At 49.9% G+C, this 18,717-nt stretch carries 11 protein-coding genes; all 11 read left to right on the top strand.

The window, feature by feature from the left end; translation table 11 throughout:
• Positions 1-149 precede the first annotated feature (149 nt).
• Positions 150-1,589, top strand: a complete 1,440-nt coding sequence (locus Pmgp_RS17040) for an AAA family ATPase (protein WP_192902994.1) — start codon at positions 150-152, stop codon at positions 1,587-1,589.
• A 213-nt stretch (positions 1,590-1,802) separates the two neighbouring features.
• The gene (locus tag Pmgp_RS17035) at positions 1,803-2,453 is read left to right on the top strand and encodes a DUF429 domain-containing protein (RefSeq protein ID WP_192902993.1); all 651 of its coding nucleotides are present in this window, start codon (positions 1,803-1,805) and stop codon (positions 2,451-2,453) included.
• A gap of 121 nt (positions 2,454-2,574) precedes the next feature.
• Entirely contained in the window at positions 2,575-4,554 is a 1,980-nt protein-coding gene (locus Pmgp_RS17030) for an ATP-dependent helicase (RefSeq protein ID WP_134215531.1), read from the top strand.
• Between the two features lie 885 nt (positions 4,555-5,439).
• The gene (locus Pmgp_RS17025; RefSeq protein ID WP_192902992.1) at positions 5,440-5,622 is read left to right on the top strand and encodes an AbrB/MazE/SpoVT family DNA-binding domain-containing protein; all 183 of its coding nucleotides are present in this window, start codon (positions 5,440-5,442) and stop codon (positions 5,620-5,622) included.
• 188 nt (positions 5,623-5,810) lie between these two features.
• Positions 5,811-9,035 carry an ATP-binding protein gene (locus tag Pmgp_RS17020; RefSeq protein WP_134215527.1) on the top strand — a complete coding sequence of 1,075 codons (3,225 nt, stop codon included), beginning with the start codon at positions 5,811-5,813 and terminating at the stop codon, positions 9,033-9,035.
• Between the two features lie 10 nt (positions 9,036-9,045).
• Positions 9,046-9,657, top strand: a complete 612-nt coding sequence (locus Pmgp_RS17015) for a DUF7680 family protein (protein WP_134215525.1) — start codon at positions 9,046-9,048, stop codon at positions 9,655-9,657.
• 19 nt (positions 9,658-9,676) lie between these two features.
• A complete protein-coding gene (locus tag Pmgp_RS17010) occupies positions 9,677-12,916 on the top strand; it encodes a DUF1156 domain-containing protein (RefSeq protein ID WP_134215523.1) in 3,240 nt (1,079 codons plus the stop codon).
• Positions 12,917-13,087: 171 nt separating this feature from the next.
• Positions 13,088-16,993 carry a helicase-related protein gene (locus tag Pmgp_RS17005; protein ID WP_134215521.1) on the top strand — a complete coding sequence of 1,302 codons (3,906 nt, stop codon included), beginning with the start codon at positions 13,088-13,090 and terminating at the stop codon, positions 16,991-16,993.
• Positions 16,994-17,087: 94 nt separating this feature from the next.
• Complete coding sequence (locus tag Pmgp_RS17000) at positions 17,088-17,966, top strand: CBASS oligonucleotide cyclase (protein WP_134215519.1); 879 nt, start codon at positions 17,088-17,090, stop codon at positions 17,964-17,966.
• 26 nt (positions 17,967-17,992) lie between these two features.
• A complete protein-coding gene (locus Pmgp_RS16995) occupies positions 17,993-18,391 on the top strand; it encodes an S-4TM family putative pore-forming effector (protein WP_134215517.1) in 399 nt (132 codons plus the stop codon).
• Positions 18,392-18,502: 111 nt separating this feature from the next.
• On the top strand, positions 18,503-18,717 hold a 215-nt coding region (locus tag Pmgp_RS16990; RefSeq protein ID WP_205078084.1), incomplete at its 3' end, for a hypothetical protein.

Genomic DNA, 18,717 nt, shown 5'->3' with positions numbered 1-18,717 from the left:
CTTGAATAACGCTCTGCGTTATTCACATACCCACAACCCCTGCGACGGTAGAGACAAAAATAATATTGCTAAAAGACCGCCAGTAATAATATTCCATAATTACCATTCCAAATGAGCTGATCCCCTTTTTATGGGTGGTAAACTTTTACGTGATCACAGTGGTAAACTTTTTGATTGACAAACACACATGGTTTATTCAAAAACTAACTTGTGATTTAAGCCTTGGTGGAGAAATATTAGGCGGCTTTGCCAATATAGATTGTCCACAAAAAGTGCTTTTTATCGAAGGAGATATAGGGATAGATCTGCTAGATTATCGTTTCCGTTTAACTGGATGGGAATATAACGAACAAATGGTAGATATTGTTGCAAATGAAGACTTAAGAATGAAAGATATAGATCTCAATCTAGCAAATCAAGAAGGGCAGACTTTTCTCAATGGTTTAATTTCTCAAATAAAGCCTGATGTTGTCTTTATTGATAGCTTAACTAGTTTCCATAGTGCCGACGAAAATAACAATAACGAAATGCGTGAAATCATATCATATCTTCATAAATTAGCTGCTAGAACAAACATTGCTCTTGCTATAATCCACCATTTAAGAAAACCTAAGAAACATGAAGAAAACTTAGAAATGAGTCAAAATGATATTGTGGGCGCAGGGGTATTACTACGTCTTATAGGAAATGCGATTGGTGTAAGGAAAGAAGAAACACATTCAGGAAAACAATTACACGTTATCCGTTCGCTAGCTACTTGGTTCCAACCATTCGATGAGTTTGCCTTCACTCTTGAAAATGAAGAAACTGATTTAGGTGACCGCGTAGTAATGAATATCGACTTGGAACCACATATGGGGGATAATTTACGTTCTTTAGTTTGGGACACTATCAAAAAGAATTTTGGCGACGGTAGGCAATTCACAAAAAAAGAATTAGAATCTGTTCTCCCCGATAAAGTAAGCGAAAGTTACCTTAAAATAATGTTCGCTAAATGGGTTAAGCAAAACAAGCTTAAACGAATCGGCTGTACCCGAAATGCGCGATATAGCTTACCACCAGTGAGAGGGTCTGAATGTACTAATAGTAGGAAAACCCGTAAAAAAGCTGGTTTTAATTGGGACAATAGGCCATTACCAGAAAATATTCCAAATGGTGAGGCATTTTTAGAACCACTTTTGTTAGAGTATCCTGGTAACCCGGAAATAGCAAATCTGAGTTTTCAGCAGGAAGGCAACCAAAATCAATCGGCAGAAGATATCCAGGACTTCTCACACGTAAAATCTCCTATTATAATCGACGACAAAGGTACTGGCAAAACAAATTCGGATAATACTGGATGTACTAATAAAAGTTGCTTAATACAGGGAGTTGTGGCTCATTGGTATACTAACTCCCGATCTGGTAACAAAAATGCTGATTCACCTACTAATATTATCAAGTTTCCTGGACTCTACAAAGGGGCTACACTTGAACCGTCTTGCCCCGGCGATATAAATTTCGAGGAACCACCTTGCATGGATGATTTCTATGAATCGTTAAACATCCAATTATCGTCGCTTAATAAGGCTGAAGATGATGCAGTATAAACAGAACATAAAATAATATAATATAATAGCCCTCTGCCCTTGCACAAAGGTCAGGGGCTTTTTTATGAATATTCCCGTTGACTGCTTTTTCGCTGATGACAATCCTCGAGTAAATTATTATCTATGAGGAGGTATGTCGTCGTTAATGGAGAAGTTTGTAAATTGGGGCTTATTTGCAAAATTGCCTGAGCCTGTAGGGGGCAAATGCTACAAATGGATACTATTTATCTTGGTGTCGATATTGCAGGTGCAACAAACACTTGGGTTGGCGGAGTCTGCCCAATGGCAAATGGTCTTAATATATCCTTCCCGCCAAAAAAACAGTCCTTGGCTGACATAGTGCGATATGCAGAACAAAACAATGTGGTTGCCGTTGCAATTGATGCTCAACTCACTAGTTCAATTAATGATGAAAACGGTTTTCGGTCGTCCGATTTACAATTGAGAGGACTGCTACCTCCTAAATTTAAAGTCTGGGTGGCCTCACAGAATTCCATGATGGCTGTACCTATAAGGGGTAGACAATTAGCTGAGGCGCTGTCACCGTGTGTCGGAACTATCATTGAGACCCACCCTAGATCTTGCCTACATTTTGCTAATCCTGATATTCCAGAAGTTGTGCAAAACTACAAGAAAGATGATGGTGAAATATACCGGCGAACCCTTTGGGAACGTTGGATAAAACTCTTCAACATAAATGGTGACATATCAGAGATTAGTGATGGTGCATTGGATTCAATTGTTTGTGCCACCGTTGCATACCTATTTCACCAGGAGCCAAGCAGGTTGCTTAAATTACAGTACAGTGAACATAACAAAACTGGAAGGGGGCCGTTCTACGTATTGTATCCGGAATTTAATTAATTCCCAAATTATTGTGTCATTAAGGTAGAATTAACAAAAGTATTAACTTCTGTCTTTAATAGTAGGATTATTGGGACAAAGCCACACCCTTGCGAATCCTATTACGAAGGGAGGAAAAACAGTGCCTTGGGATACGAACCTTGAGCCAGGTGTACCTGCCTACGAATTCGCTTCATCCCAATCAACCAATCTTAGAGCAGTTGCTGGGCCAGGAACAGGTAAATCTTTTGCTTTGAGAAGGCGTGTAGCTAGATTACTTGAAGAAGGTGCAGACCCTAGACGAATCCTGGCGGTCACTTTTACTAGGACAGCAGCCGCTGACCTACGAGCTGAAATAGGATCGTTAGATGTTGATGGCGTCGATAGAGTGGTTGCAAAAACTTTACATAGTTTATGCTACGGAATCCTAAACCGCAGGGAAATCTTTGAAGCAACAGGAAGGCAGCCTCGTCCATTACTTGTTCATGAGATTAAACCCTTGCTGTATGATTTATCAAATCCTGATTTTGGTAATGCCCGGGAAAAGGAGAAAAGAGTTAAGGCCTTTGAGGCAGCTTGGGCAAGATTACAATTTGACGAACCAGGATTTGCACTTGAAGAAATTGATCAGTTATTCGAAAGAAATCTTGTTAGTTGGCTAGTTATACATAAAGCTATGCTAATAGGAGAAATTATACCAGTTACTTTAAGTTACCTCCGTGAAAACCCATTATGCCCTGAACGTAACCTCTTTGACCACGTCTTAGTAGATGAATACCAGGATTTAAACAAAGCAGAGCAAGTTCTAGTGCGCTTATTGGCTGGAAATGGAACATTGACTATTATTGGGGACGATGATCAGTCAATTTATTCATTTAAGCACGCCCACCCCGAAGGGATAAGGGAATTTCCTAATGAACATGATAATTGTGAGTCAATAACCTTTAATGAATGTAGACGTTGCCCTGCTTTAGTCGTTCAAATGGCATCAACGCTAATAAATAATAACCATAATAGGACTTTAGGTAACCTTGCACCAACAAATGGCAATGATCAAGGAAATGTTCATGTACTTCAATGGAACACGTTGGATGAAGAAGTTTGGGGTCTTTCAGAATTAGTCACCCATTATTTAAACAATGATAACATCCAACCTGGAGACATTTTAATATTAACTCCAAGGCGTAGAATAGGATATAGAATTAGAGACCTATTGTTGCAGGCTGGAATTGAAGTTCGTTCTTACTTTAGGGAACAGGCTCTTGATTCCAAGGAAGCCCGGAGGGCATATTCACTTTTAAACTTAGCTGCTGTTCCAAATGATCGCGTTTCACTTAGGTATCTTCTAGGTGTTGGCTCTCAAGACTATCGTCAACCTGCCTACCGGCGTCTATTAAATAAAGCTCAGGAAATTGATTGTAGCGTTCGCGACGTGCTGGATAGGATAATAGCAGGAGAATTGAGGATTCGGAATACCAATCACATAATTAATGTATATAGACAGATTATTGATGATATAAGTTCTTTAAATGAACAAATGAATGAGGATGCGATGGGAATAGTCAACTATCTTGCGCCGGAAGGGAATGATAACTTTGCTGGTTTAAGGGAAGCTCTAGAGGCTGCCATTGAAACTATTGGTGCTCCTCTTCCCGATGAAGATCTATCTAATTGGTTGTTACACATATTCCAAGAAACCAGAGAAAATATCTCGATGCCAAACGTCCCTGAGGAAGTAAATCATGTAAGAATTATGAGTTTACATGCATCAAAAGGTTTGGGTGCCAAAATGGTTATCATTTGCGGTTGTATTGAAGGCCTAATACCAAGAGATGACCCTGAATTAACAGACGGGGAACGCCAACAATTAATAGAAGAACAAAGGAGGTTGTTTTACGTAGCTATAACTCGATGCAAGAATGAATCAGGTATCTACCCTGGGACTTTAATACTAAGTTCTTGCGTAGAAATTCCCGGGGTTGAGGCTGTGCGTTTAAGAATACCAGCTCGACATGATCAAAATCGTCGTGTTGTAGCATCACGTTTCCTGAGAGAATTAGGCCCTCAAAGGCCAAGAGCAGAAGTAGGAAGAGATTACTTGCTAAGATTAAGAGAACGATGATAGCTTACAGCATTAACCCATTTTAATCTAAGCCCAGGAAAACAGAGGGCTTTCAGGATGTGGCAAACTTATCACACCTTAAAGCAGATATTTCGGCTTTAAGTAAATTTGTTGATTCGTATAATCCAGATTGTTCTAATAAAAGTCAGAAAAGACAAGGCGTAGAGGCCGATTGATTCTCTACATATAGACGCCAACAAAATCCCGGAAGTATTCACCTTCCGGGAAGCACCCATAAAAGCTCCAAAAAAAGACCCGGTGGGGCGCCGAACGGCCTTAATGGCATTAAACCAAAACCCTGGTACCGCCGGGAAATGTATCCTATTTCTGGGTGTATAGGGCCTCCCTATGTTACAAGAACGCAAGTTCGCTGGTACTATTATCCGCCCTCAGAAAAGCTAGTATTCGTGGGTGCAGTGGCAGCTAATTTCATTGGAAGTAGTATCAACCAAATATACGGTGACGACACTAGCACGCCCGTAAAAGCGGCTAACACAAACAGCATGTGTTTGTATATTACCTTGTTACATGTTACAGAAAAAAGCGATTCATAATCGACGACGAAGCAGGAACCGTCAGGGGGTATTACTATCACTTGACAGCTATCTACATAGCAAGTCTCAATACTATAAGGCGCACGGCAACGCATGCTCATTAAGAGGAATTAATCAGGTCAACGAGCTTTAAGGCGGGATTGGTAAAAACTGAATCCCGCCTTTTTTGTATGGGGTTAAATAAAACCATAGAATATCTCTTTGATACATACATAAAAGTGTGTTTAAGGGAAATATATGTGAGATTTCGTCTTACAGGGCAGGATCTTAGTGAAACTGTGACGAAATGGTTATATTACCCATAATCCATGTTTCCTGGCAGGTGATTTTCTTGACCAAGATATATACACCAAAGATTGGTCCAAAAGGCCAAATGACGTTGCCAAAAGAAATAAGGGCTACTCTCGATATAGAGGAGGGTGACCGGGTTTTGCTCAAAATTGATTCAGATGGTAAAGTGGTTTTGGAAAAAGCAATAATTGTAACAGCAAGTAAGAAATTAGACAGCGGCTAATATGTATCGCTATCACAAGGACAATATTCCAATCTAAGGTAGGGCCAACTATTATAAAAGCTCGGTCCGCAGATGCCAGAAATGGCTTTTCAATTCTAACTAACAGATACTTGCAACCAAGCAAAGTGTGGACCAGGGTGGAAAAATCCCATGCTGGCTGTTGGAAGCAAAGAACAGGAGGATGAAGCTTGAAATCAGTTCTGGAAACATGTAAGCCGCGACCGGAAATTCTGGCCGGTACGTTTAATCCCGAGGTCTTTACAGCGTCACTCGGCCCGATTATTGACTATTACCGTAGCGGAAAAGGTGTCATTGACAGCATTTACACCAGCGCCGAGAACTTCTTCAGGGAGGCTACCTACCCCACACAGGGCCTTCGTCTGACCTTGGCGGAAGTCTTCGGCCGGATCGCGGGCGACATGACTGTTCCAGCCATACACAGGCTGGAGACAGCTTTTGGTGGTGGTAAAACCCATACGTTGATCGCCTGTACGCATATCGCATACAAGGGCAAAGAGCTTCTCGATATTATTCCGGATATCCTTGAACCCAAGCTTCTTCCCGACCCCGGATCTGTTGCAGTGGTCGGCGTTGCAGGCGACGAAATACCGGTCCATAGGCCGAAAGGTAATGACTTGGTACCATATACGCTCTGGGGTGAGATTGCCTGGCAAATCGGCGGAGAGGCGCTTTACCGGGAGGTTGAAGACGACGCAAACTCCCATGCCGCCCCCGGAAAGACATACTTCAACAAGGTATTCACCAACCGGAAGGCTTTAATAATGCTGGACGAACTGGCCCAGTACGCGGCTCGGCTTGAAGCCGCCCGGCCCGATGGCGCCAGTCAGTTGGCCGCCTTTTTGATGGCGCTCCACGGGTATGCCAGAAATAACCCGGGGATTGCCGTGGTGCTTACGCTTGCCAGCGCCACAGACGCTTTCGCCAAGCAAACCGAACGTTTAGCAGTGCTTATCAGCCAAGTGCGCGGTGAAGAAGTGACCGAAGACGACGCCCTGGGTATAGGCGAAAGGGCTGTGAAGGGCGTTACCAGCGTGGTGGCCCGCGACGCCGTGCAGATTACGCCGGTGCAGGCCGCCGAGATTTCATCCGTGCTTGCAAAACGGTTGTTTACCTTTATAGACCGTGACGCCGCCGGAGCGGCAGCCGAGGAATATACGCGGATGTACCGCCGGAACTCCAACCTGTTGCCGGAGGAGGCCTCCAGTGAGAACTTCAGGGGACGGATGACCGCCACCTATCCCTTTCACCCGACGCTGGTCAATTTCCTGAACAATAAGCTTGCCAATGCCGAGAACTTCCAGGGTACCCGCGGTGTGCTTCGAGTCCTTTCCCTGGCTGTCCGCAGTCTATGGCAGAGCCGGCGGGCAGTGCCGATGATCCATGCATGCCACATAGACCTGAGATCAGACCGGGTGGTCAATGAAATCCTCGGCCGTACAGGCAGCTCCGACCTGATGTTTATCCTCAACGCCGATATCGGCAGTGTTGATACCGGCACTTTGGAAGGCGGCTACAGCAATGCAGAACTGGCCGATCAGCGCAACCCGCACCCGGAAGGTCATCCTCTCTACGAATACACCTGGAAGACTGTCTTTTTGCACAGCCTTGTCGGCCGCGAAGAGGGGATAAACTCCAAAGCCTTTGGTCTCACCGAGTCTGAAGCGCTGTTTTGTGCGTCTTTCCCGGGCCTCACACCGCCGCAGGTGCGTACAGCCCTGGAAGAGATTAATGAAACCGCCTTTTACCTCCGTTATGAACAAGGGAAATACTTTGCCAGCGAGGAGCCCACCATCAACAGCGTACTGGCCCGAATCCGCAAGACCCTGAATACAAACCAGGTCAACGAGCTGCTTGAAGCAACCGCACGGAAAGTCATAACCGGGGGATCCGGCTTATTCCATATAGAACACGATGTATCTTTACCGGAGCACTTACCGGACGGCAAGGGCAGGCCCGTGCTCGGGATAGTCTCGCTGACCGCCGAGGCTATCGATGTGCAGGCAATGGTTACCACCAAGGGCGTTAACAAGCCCCGGGAGCAGCAGAACCTAATATTCATACTTGTCCCGGAAACCGTTGCTGTCAAAGGCACAAATGAGCTGGAGGGGCTTTTCCAGACCCAGGCGCAGGAAGTCCGGCAGCGAATTGACGGCATAGCCCGCCAGGTTAAGGCTATGCGCGTCCTGGTAGACAAGCCGCAGAGCTACGGCGTTAATCCCCGCCGCCTGGAAGATGCAGACTTCAAGAAGCGCCGGGCTGAGCGCGAGCAGGCACTGGTCACCACAATTTCAAGCATATACACCGGCCTTTATTACTCCTCAACAGGCGGCCACATAGTGAGAAAAGAGATAAAGACTGCCGGCGGTGAGGGCGGAATGCCCTTTATCGAGTTGATTTACGACATATTGAAAAAGGATGGCGAAATCCTTACCAGTCAAAACACAACCCAATCAGACCTGCTGAATCTGAGTAAGCTTTTCTTCGATCACAGTGACAGCATAATTCTGGAAAAACTCCGCAATAACTTCTGCTGTGTGCGCAGCTGGCCGGTGCTGGAGAACCCCGGGGTCTTCGATCAGATTGTCCGGATAGGCGTGCAAAAGGGCGTGTGGTGCGTCTATCGCATGGGCTCTGAAGAAAATGTAAAACCAGGGGAATTTTATCATCAGGAAAACGAGATCCCGATGGGGATTAACCTGGGTGACAACGGCTACGGCCTTATTACCCTCCAGGGCGCAAAACAGCGTGGGTGGACTGAAGGTAGTAAGGTTGAACCGACTAAGGTCCGTGAAGGGGTTCTTTATACGGTTACTAAGAACAGTACGGCTACCGTTCAGCAGGTATCGGAAGGCCTGACGGAGAAATATGGAGAGGTCCCCGCCGCTGATTTGGATGAGGCTGTAGTGACGCTCGTCAGGGAAAGCCGCCTGTATGCCATCCGTGGGGACCAGGAACAAAAAGAAAAGCCCGATTTAATTCACGGAGCCGTTGCAGCCTTGTACAACCCTCAGCCCGGCGACATACTTATTACTCCGGCTCAGGCCGCCGAACGGGGATGGATCACCGGCCGCCGGCAAAGCTACAGCCTGGCGGGACGGGAAGGCGCTGAAAAGGTTATGCCACTGCTCCGGCGGCTGGGCAGCATCTACAATAAAGGCGCCAAGTCCACCATTGAAACCCTGGACCTGGCTGACCTTGAGCTGCCGCAGGGCGGAACGCTCCGGTTGCAATTAAATAACGTCACTCCGGCATCGATGAAATTACTAAGCGAGCTGTTTGAGGTGCTGGACGGTGTTATAGAAAATGGTGAACGTACCGAGGTCTATCTTGATATTGTCAACCCCGATGATAATTGTATTCTAATCCGGGAGCTAAAAAACAAGAAAACGTGAGGCGTAGATAATGGCAAACAAGAAGTCACCAGCAGGTTGGACCCTGGAGCATGAATTCCAACAACGCATTCGTCCTTTTGCGGAACATGCTCCCTGGGTACTGCGAATAACCGATCATAAAGAGAAACCGGCTCCCGTTTTCATAGTCAAGAAGCGCTTTTCACCCAACGGGGACGCCAAGGCGAACGGTAAACCTTCAGGCAGGCCGTATTTGAAAGAACAGGGACTGCTTTACGGGCTGCCCCTGCGCCGCTGTTTGCCTGTAATCCGGGCGATTACCGGCAGGGTGTGTGATGATGCCGGGATCCCGCTTGAACTTCACCGGTTTTTCAATAACGGCCGCATCACGTTCCGGGGGAACCTGCCCCTCGATGAGGAGGCTGGTGCTAAATTATCGCTTATCTTTAAACTCCAGGAACGAATGAAGGATATGGACCGGGTGGAACTAATCGCCAGGCGCGTGGAGCGCTTTAGCCGCGAAGAGGCTACATACTGGCTGACGAGGACAACCCAGTACGGGGCGGAGGGCAACCGCTGGGCTTTAGCCGGCATGCGCATAATGCTTGGCGGCCAGCCTGAAGACAAGGCCGTCCTGCGCATGCTTGAGAAGTTGCGTAGTTAGAGAAAGGGGCAAATATGTCATGAGAGTCACCAAAGCTGATGTGCGGCTTATTGAAGCGGGTTTTCCCTGCCACCAGGTGGGCGCGGAGACACAGCGGGAGCGTGGCGCGAGTTCGGCGCTTCCACCGCTCTATTATCTCCACGTCTGGTGGGCACGGCGGCCGTTGACGCCGAGCCGGGCCGCCATCCTCGGATCGCTGCTGCCCGCGGGGGCGGACCCCGACTGGTTCCTCCGTCAGTTAGGCATTGAAAAGGTGCAGGCGCTTATAAACGGTGAGCCGTGGACGCTTACCGGACAGATTCTCGGTCGTGTAATAACAGATGAATCCGGGGCCGAGTGGTTGCCAGTCGATGATAAGGTCCTGCGGGCGATGGAAAAGGAACAGGAACGGCGGGATAAAAACCGTGAGATTATCCAGAAGCTTATTGATGCAGATCCGGGACTTTCCAGTCATCCCGTAACCGTTCGTTGGGGCCGGGAGTCTCAGCCACTGCCGAAGCCCCGGCCGAAAGAAGGTGACCGCATTCAAGTCCGACGTGTAGCTGCAGATCCTGCACATGTGAACGAGCGGATTGAATTTGCCAAATCGGAACGTGTGAAAAGCATATTGGGTTCTGTCCTTAAATGGGACGCTGAAGATCTTTATGCCTATGGTCGTGCTTATGCTCACGACCCATCTTCAGTGGCTGAAGCATTGACAGTGCTGGATCCCACAGCCGGAGGCGGTTCTATTCCGTTTGAGGCTATGCGCCAGGGACATAGAGTTATTGCAAATGATCTAAACCCTGTTGCTGCTGTGATCCTTTATGCTACACTTGATTACCCGGTAAGGTTTGGACTTGATCTTCTAGACGAATTGAATGAATGGGGCAACCGTCTGGTCTCACACGTCAAGCAACAGATGGCTGATGTAACACCGTTTTCTCCCCTCCCTAAGGAGGAACTCGAACAACTCAGGAAACATTGTACAAACTGCCCGGAAGTCATTTCTAAGTTTGACGGACCTGAATATGATCAAATGGGGTTAATTTATTGTCGCCAGGTCACCTGCCCGCATTGCGGCGGGGAGGCTCCTCTCTTAAACACCTGCTGGCTGTCAAAGGAGGGAGAGAAGTGGGGCGTCAGGATTGTCACGGACGGCCGGAAAAAAGGCGGCAAGGCCTGGTTTGAGACCTACCGGATCACCGGCAGCCGGGGGCCGAATAGTGATGATCCCAACTTTGCCACAGTTGACAACGGCGTAGGCACTTGTATCCATTGCCGCCAGGCCATCCCAGCCGATGAAATCAAGGCCCAGGCCCGGGGCGAGTCGCCCCACGGCAGATGGCAGGACAGGCTGTACTGCGTAGTGGCCGTTAGATACCATCCCAAACTGGACAAGCATGGCAGGCCGGAGCGTTATAAAACCGGCCAGCGGGCGGGAGAGATCAAGACCGGGAAGGTCCGCTTTTTCCGTCCACCCAATCACCGCGACCTTGAGGCCCTGGCCGAGGCTGAAAAGCGCCTCCAGCAGCGCTGGCCCGAATGGGAAAGGCAAGGGCTTATTCCAACCGAAAACTTCCCACAAGGCAATGATATGCGTCCAGTTTATTATGGGATGCCCCGCTGGTGCGATATGTTTACCCCACGACAGCTTTTGGGGCACCTTACCCTGGTGGAGGAACTGAACCGGCTCAAGCCCGGGATTCTTGAGGAACTTGGGCAAGAGCGCGGCCGCGCTGTGATTACATATCTCCAGTTTATAATAGATAAAGGTCTTGATTACAACAGTAAGCAAACAAGATGGCACTACAGCCGTGGTGTTTTGATTAACACCTTTGGCAGACATGATTATTCCCTCAAATGGACATTTGGAGAGATGATCTTTACGGGTCCCAATTCTGGTGCGGCATGGGGGCTATCGCAGGTCCTTGATGCCTATAAGGGGATGGCGGAGTTGATGGCGCCGCTGCATGAAAAACTCGGCGGAGCCGATCCTCCGCTAAAAATCCAATACGGTACAGCAGCCCATATGGACGTATCCGACCATTCTGTAGACCTCGTATGTATCGATCCACCTTATTACAACAATGTCCAGTATGCGGAATTGTCAGATTACTTCTACGTCTGGCAGCGGCGCACCCTTAACGACCTTTATCCCGGCATATTCACACGGCGGGTTACCAATAAGACGGATGAGGCTGTGGCCAATCCGGCACGGGACGGTTCAGCCGCCGGGGCGGCCCGGGAATACGAACGCCTGATGGGCGAAATCTTTGCTGAATGCCGCCGTGTCCTCAAAAATGAAGGCATCATGACAATTATGTTCACACATAAGACTCAGGAAGCATGGGAGGCGCTGACGCGATCACTTATTGAAAACGGCTGGACCATTACTTCCTCGATGCCTGTTGAATCCGAAGCAGGGGAATCAATTCACCAAAAGAATATGGCTTCTGCAGCCAGTTCCATCTTCCTCACCTGCCGCAAGCGGAAGGTATCCGACAATACGCCTGCCACCTGGACCGGTTTCGGCGGCGCCGGGGTGGCCCGGCGCATACGGGAGGCCGTGCGGGAGGGATTGAAGGAGTTTGAGCAGCTGAAGCTGAACGCCGTTGATGAGATGGTGGCCTGTTACGGCCGGGCGCTGCGCGTGCTTTCCGAACACTGGCCGGTTCTGGACGGCGACCAGCCGGTAAGCCCCATCCGGGCCATGAACGAGGCCAGCGCGGTTGTCGCTCAGTACCAGATCGCCCGTCTTACCCAGGGGCGGTTGAAGGTGGACGACCTGAACCCCGAAGCGGCCATGGCCCTCACGCTCTATGGCATTTTCGGCCTGGGTGACATACCCTACGACCAGGCCCTGAACCTATCCCGTGCGCTCAACATCAGCCTGGAGGGGAGGCCTGCCGGGTATACTGTTAGCGGCCGAATGATCGGCATCAACGACGAAGGCCGGGGCAGGCGCACCAATCGCGTCAGCGCCGAGGAGACAGGCTACCACGCGCCATTGCTTAGGCGCGGGTCCAAGCTGCGCCTGGCACTGCCGGAAGAGCGCCACAAGAAACCCATTGACAGCCCCCAGACGGAATGGGATATCCTCCACGGTCTTATCCTTGCATACCGGGAAGGCGACGTGCCCGTTGCCCGCGCATATCTGGCACAGCACGCGGAAGGCCGGGATCAGGTGATTCTTGATTTGCTCTCCGTTTGGGCTGCTGAAATGTCCGATGAGAAGCTGCGCAAGGAGGCCGGGGCAATAATGTTCGGCTTGAAATAAGGAGGCTGTTGAAAAAGTCCGCCTGCTGCGTTGCGGCGGCGGCTTTTTCACTCCAACGTACCACCCGGTACGCCTCCGCTCAAAGCCTTGCCGCGTCTTGCATCCGGAGCTTTTTGAAAAACCTCCGGCGTGTCCGGTTTATATATGTTTGTCTGGTAGGGGGATATAATCATGGAAATAAGCGGCGCATCACCGGAAGATAGGGGCCTGCGGTCCCGCCGCTGGCTCCTTTCTTACAAGACGTCGTCCACCATTATAGACGGCTGCCCGGTGGATATTCTCAAGGACTTCTATATTCCCGCCCTGCAGCTTTCAGTGCGTTACGACCGCGTGGCCGGTTACTTCCGGTCCTCCTCCCTGGCTGCCGCTTCTCAGGGTTTCTCCAGCTTTGCCGGCAGGCAAGGCAAGATGCGCCTTATTGTCGGCGCCGACCTGGAGCCGGATGACGTGAAGGCCATTCTGGCCGGGGACAGGGAGCGGCTGGCGGCAAAGTTGAACAGTGAGCTTGAACGGCCTGAATCCTGGCCGGAAAACGTACAAAACGGGGTAACGCTCCTGGCCTGGATGGTGGCCCGGGGATACCTGGAGGTCAGGGTGGCCTTCAGGGTCCACGGGGAGACCGGCGATCCCCTGCCGATAGATGCTGTGGACGACGGCTACGTGCATGAAAAGTGGTTTGTCCTGCATGACGAATTCGGCAACCGCCTGTACGGGGCGGGTACGCTCAACGAATCAAAAACAGCCCTTGTCTTAAACGCTGAGAATATTGATGTCCACTGTGACTGGTGGGGGGATACCGACCGCTGGCGTGTGGATGAGGCCGTGGAATCCTTTGAATACCTGTGGGCGGGCCGGGTTTCCCACATGCCGGTGATGTCTTTGCCTGAGGCCGTACAGAGACGCCTGGTGCGGTTTGCGGAAGGAGTTGACCGCCCGGTGGAGATTGACGGGACCATTTCCGTACCCGGAGCGGTTCAACCGCCATCGGCGCTGGAGAGGTTGCGGTTCGCCGTCCTGCGGGACGCGCCGAAGATGCCCGGAGGAAGGTTTGTCGGCATGGAGACCGCCCCTGTGGAACCTTGGCCGCACCAGGCGGTGGTTGTGCGCAGGCTGGTGGAAACCTGGCCGTACTCCTACCTTCTGTGTGATGAAGTGGGCCTCGGGAAGACCATTGAGGCGGGGCTCGCATTCCGTTCTCTGTACTTGTCCGGCCTGGTGAGGCGCATACTCATTGCCGCGCCGGCCAGCCTGACCAAGCAGTGGCACCGCCAGATGGCCTCTAAGATGCTGCTTTCTTTCGGTCGGGTCCGCACCATGCCGGAAACCTGTCACGAGTATATTTTCCCGCTGGAGGAAAACCGGCCGGCGGCCTCACTTTATGATCCTGATTTGGTCATCGTGTCAACAGGCCTGCTCTCCCGCCGGGAGCGGTTACCGGCCCTAATGCAGGCAACCGGGTTTGATATTGCCCTGGTGGATGAAGCACACGCCGCCAGGCGGCGAAAACCGGGCAGCGGCATTTCGGCAAACCCGGAGTATGGACATCTCTATACAGCCATCCGCGACCACCTAAGAGAGCGGACAAAAAGCCTCTGGCTGGCCACCGCCACGCCGATGCAGATCGATCCGGTGGAAGTTTACGACCTGCTGGCGCTGACGAACCGCGTGGGCGCGTTCCAGTTTGACCCGATGCTGACGCAGCAGTACTATGAGGTTCTGGGTAAGCTGGTGTTCGGACAAGATCCCGATGAACATGAATGGTCTTTCCTCCGGCGGGCTGTGAAGGCAGTCCGGGGGCAGGACCCGATGCTCTGGCGTTTTATTGAGGAAAGCGTGATAGACGGCCGCATCCGTTCAGCTGTAAAGCAATGGCTTGAAAACGGGCGGATTCCCTCGGGCAGGGACCGGGAACTGATGTTGCGCCTGATTTTCAGTATATCCCCGCTTTCAAGGGTGATGTTGCGGCATAACCGGAGGCTTTTGGAGATTTACCGTGATAACGGGCAGTTGCAGCAGAACCTTGCCAGTCGCCATATTCAACGAATGCCCACCATAAAGTTTACACCGCTGGAACAGCATATTTACGACCAGTTGGAAGATTACTGCCAGGGCCTGGCCAGGCAGATCCGCGCCCGTGGAGACAGCCAGGCCCGGCAAATGATAAGCTTTTTGCTGAGCTTCCTGCGGCTCCGCTTTGCCTCCAGCCTGTACGCCTTTCGCGAAACGCTGCAGAACCGCCTGCGCAAGGTGGAAGCTACACTCCGGCACCAATCTTTTATGGAGGTGGATGAATCCGAACCGGGAGCTTCATCCCTGGAAGACCTGGTTTATGACGGCGAGGATGAGGACGACCTGCCGGCGGTTGAATCCCTGCTGAAGAACCGTACACCGGAGGACCTTAAATGGGAGAGGGACCGCCTGAAGGATATGATCAGCGATATGGCCGACCTCACCGGGCCTTCATCAAAGATGCAGGAGCTCTTTCAAACACTCGAAAGGCGGAAGTACAGGCAAACGGGCCGCATCCGGCAGACTGTCATCTTCACCCGTTTTTACGATACACTCACAGACATTGTCAACCGTCTGCGCCAGGCTGACCCGCGCATGCTTATCGGCACCTACTCGGGCCGGGGGGCTGAGTATTATGACCAAGGTACGGGCCGAATGGTCAACGTGGACCGTGAAGAGGTCAAGGAGCGGTTCCTGCGCGAAGAGATTGACGTGCTGGTATGCACCGACGCCGCCGCCGAGGGTCTGAACCTGCAGACAGCCGACCTGCTGGTCAATTTCGACCTCGGCTGGAACCCGATGAAAATCGAGCAGCGGATTGGACGTATTGACCGCATCGGGCAAAAACACCAGGATATCTTTGTCCAGAACCTTTGCTATCTCGGCAGCGCCGAGGAGATCGTATACGGGCGCCTGCTGGACCGCCTGGCTGAGGCAAGCCTGATTGTCGGCACCCAGCAGGTTTCGCTTCTCCCTGTGACTCCGGAGGAGTTTCAAAAACTGGCTGAAGGGGTGCTGACCCAGGAAGAGCTGATGGCCAGCGCCCTGAAACGGATTGAAATACGGCGGAAACAAACAGAGAGCATGGAAATCAGCCCGAAGGACCTATATGATATATACATGCGCATGGCCCGGGCAAGCGTTCCGGCGCCGGTGAACCTGGCGGCGATATGGGAGGCGATTAGCGGGTCAAAGTATCTCAAGGATTTGGGTTGTGTCGTGTCAAAGGAACCTGCTAAGCCAACATTTACCCTGTACGGCTTTGAAAATATAACAAACGGCACAGTCCTTACCGTTTCGCGGGACCTTTATGAAGAAGGTATGGCTGACGGGGGATCCCGGGTGCATTTTGCCTCCTACGGCGACCCTTTCTTCGACGCCATTCTGGAACATTTCAGTGGGTTTGATCTTCCCTCATGTATTCATAGGATTTCTGTCCTGGTTCACGGTATGAACGATGTGGAAATGGTGGGTTATGCAGTTGCCTGCCACGGTCCCGGCGGTAGCAGAGAGGTCCGGCTGGTCCGGTCATGGCCGGATCTCGACGGTCTTCAGTTGGCTGAAGCGGAGTCCCTGTCTGAAGCTGAAATTGGTCCCTTGCGGGAACAGCTTGAGCGAATAGCCAGGGATGAACTTGAGCCTTGTCTTGTCGCCAATAGAATTGAGCGCGGTAATATACGGGCGGCTCATGCCCATGAAATGCTGAACTATCTGGTTGCCCGCGGCCTGCTTGAGTTAAGGGCACGGTTTGCCGGGGATGGAGCCCTCTATCTGCCGGTTCTGCGTGAGGTAGAATCACTATATCAGGACCGGGACCGCGTAAACCTGCCTGACCTGCCGGCTGATGTCCTCAAGCCGATTAAGGGAGATCTGCTCTTCGAATGCCATGTGCCCGGTGTTGGTGACAAGGCCCAGCTGTATGTGCCGTATATTCTGGCTCAGACAGCCTTAAATGCAGCCAACCGCCTGGTGGACAGCATGAAGGTAAGAAAGAGCGAACTCCGCGTGGATACAGTTCTGGCCCGCTTGCAACGGGAAATAGAGGCTAAGAGACGGCAGGTGGGTTAGTTTGCCGTTCCTTGACCTAGAATGATAAGCGATTATCTGCTAACCGGGATCTAGAAAACATTTGTCATTGCTTTGCTCTCTGAGGAGGTGTATTATGGCAACTACTGTAAATAACGCATTTGCTGTTTTCAAAAGCCGATTGGAAGTAACTCCACTTCAAGCACAAACCTTATCGCGGCGGCATGTAGATGTACGTGGCTGTGTTGGAAAAGCTTTTACAATTGTAGATGACTTCTTAATTGGATCCTATGTACGAGATACAGCATGTCGGCCGATTAAAGACGTAGATATAATGGTGGTATTGCACTGGGGAAAATATGGCGAGTATTACAAAAATCAGCGAGGCCCATATGCTTTGTTAAGTGCAGTAAAAGAAGTCCTTGTAGATGCATATAAAACGACTCGGATAAGGGTGGATGGTCAAGCTGTCAGTATGTATTTCTCTGACTTTACTGTAGATGTTGTTCCTGCCTTCGGAATAATTGATAATGGTAAATGGGTTGACTGGTGGATTCCTGATTCTCCAGGGGATACTTGGATTCGTACCAACCCTAAAAATCATCAGCAAATTATGACTGAAGCCAATAGGCGGTGCAACAATATGTTTAAACCTATGGTCAAAATGATTAAGGCTTGGAACCGTAATAATGGCAACATTCTAAAAGGATTCCATATTGAGGTCATGGCAGACCGGATTTTCACATCGGCACCAACCAGTTATGCTCATGGAATGCTCCAATTCTTCGATAGTTCATGGTACCTCCTCAGGGATGGCGTCAATGATCCCACTAATACTTACGACCGGGTGGATACATATCTGACAGATAATCAAAGAAGTCTTGCCCAAAGTAAAGTATACAATGCTGAACAACGTGCCCGGGAGGCTATAACTGCTGAACAAGTTGGAAATGCATATTCTGCTGTAACCACTTGGCGCTCTATTGTTGGAGACCCGTTTCCTTCATGGGGCTAGATAGTAAAACGCAAGGGGGACAATGAATGCCGTCACCTATAGCTATTCGCCAGAATGAAGAAAAGAGTATCCGTTTGTTGGTTGCACAAAGGCAATTATACTCTACTGCTAAATTTATACGTGGTGTGCGGATTTTAATAGCTATTCTTATAGCAGCCTTGGGACCTCTTCTTGTTAATTATCAGGAAATCAAACCCTACCTTGCTTTGTTAGCATGGTGGGTAGTTATAGACCAACATTTACTTTCGACTTGGGAAATAAAGACAATAGAAACTGCTGCGGCTATTCAGGAAGAGTTTGACATATATGTCCTCGGGATTCCTGAAAAAGCCAGGATTGGAAAGATAGCTCCAGAGGTAGTGTTTCAAGCTAATGAGAAGTTTCGTGGGAAACCAGAGCTGACGCATGAATCTAAAGATTTATAACTGACAAGGTTTATAAGAGTTGGGGAGAAAAAGTTTTTCGCAAAATAGCACTGGACACCACAAAATAAATATGAGACAATAGTGTGGGAAATTTTAAAAAGGAGCCACACTATGACGATACATGAAGATTGGCCTGAGGAAGTTCTCTTGAACGGACGCATTTTTACAAGGGAAGAACTGGAACACATTAAGGAAGTGATCCGGTTGTTTCCCCGATTGAGTCAAAAGGAATTGGCGCATACGCTATGTGAAACCCTGTCGTGGTATGGACCAAACGGGAAACCAAAGCTGGAATCTTGCCGCGAGTTACTGCGAAAGCTGGAGGC

Origin of the sequence: Pelotomaculum propionicicum (genome assembly GCF_004369225.1) — a bacterium.
Lineage (GTDB): Bacteria > Bacillota > Desulfotomaculia > Desulfotomaculales > Pelotomaculaceae > Pelotomaculum_B > Pelotomaculum_B propionicicum.
This window is presented reverse-complemented; position numbering and strand designations above follow the sequence as displayed.

Coding starts and splice junctions, on each gene's coding strand:
- Pmgp_RS17035 (WP_192902993.1), top strand. CDS start 1,803: ATGGATACTATTTATCTTGGTGTCGATATTGCAGGTGCAACAAACACT.
- Pmgp_RS17015 (WP_134215525.1), top strand. CDS start 9,046: ATGGCAAACAAGAAGTCACCAGCAGGTTGGACCCTGGAGCATGAATTC.
- Pmgp_RS16995 (WP_134215517.1), top strand. CDS start 17,993: ATGCCGTCACCTATAGCTATTCGCCAGAATGAAGAAAAGAGTATCCGT.
- Pmgp_RS17000 (WP_134215519.1), top strand. CDS start 17,088: ATGGCAACTACTGTAAATAACGCATTTGCTGTTTTCAAAAGCCGATTG.
- Pmgp_RS17010 (WP_134215523.1), top strand. CDS start 9,677: ATGAGAGTCACCAAAGCTGATGTGCGGCTTATTGAAGCGGGTTTTCCC.
- Pmgp_RS17005 (WP_134215521.1), top strand. CDS start 13,088: ATGGAAATAAGCGGCGCATCACCGGAAGATAGGGGCCTGCGGTCCCGC.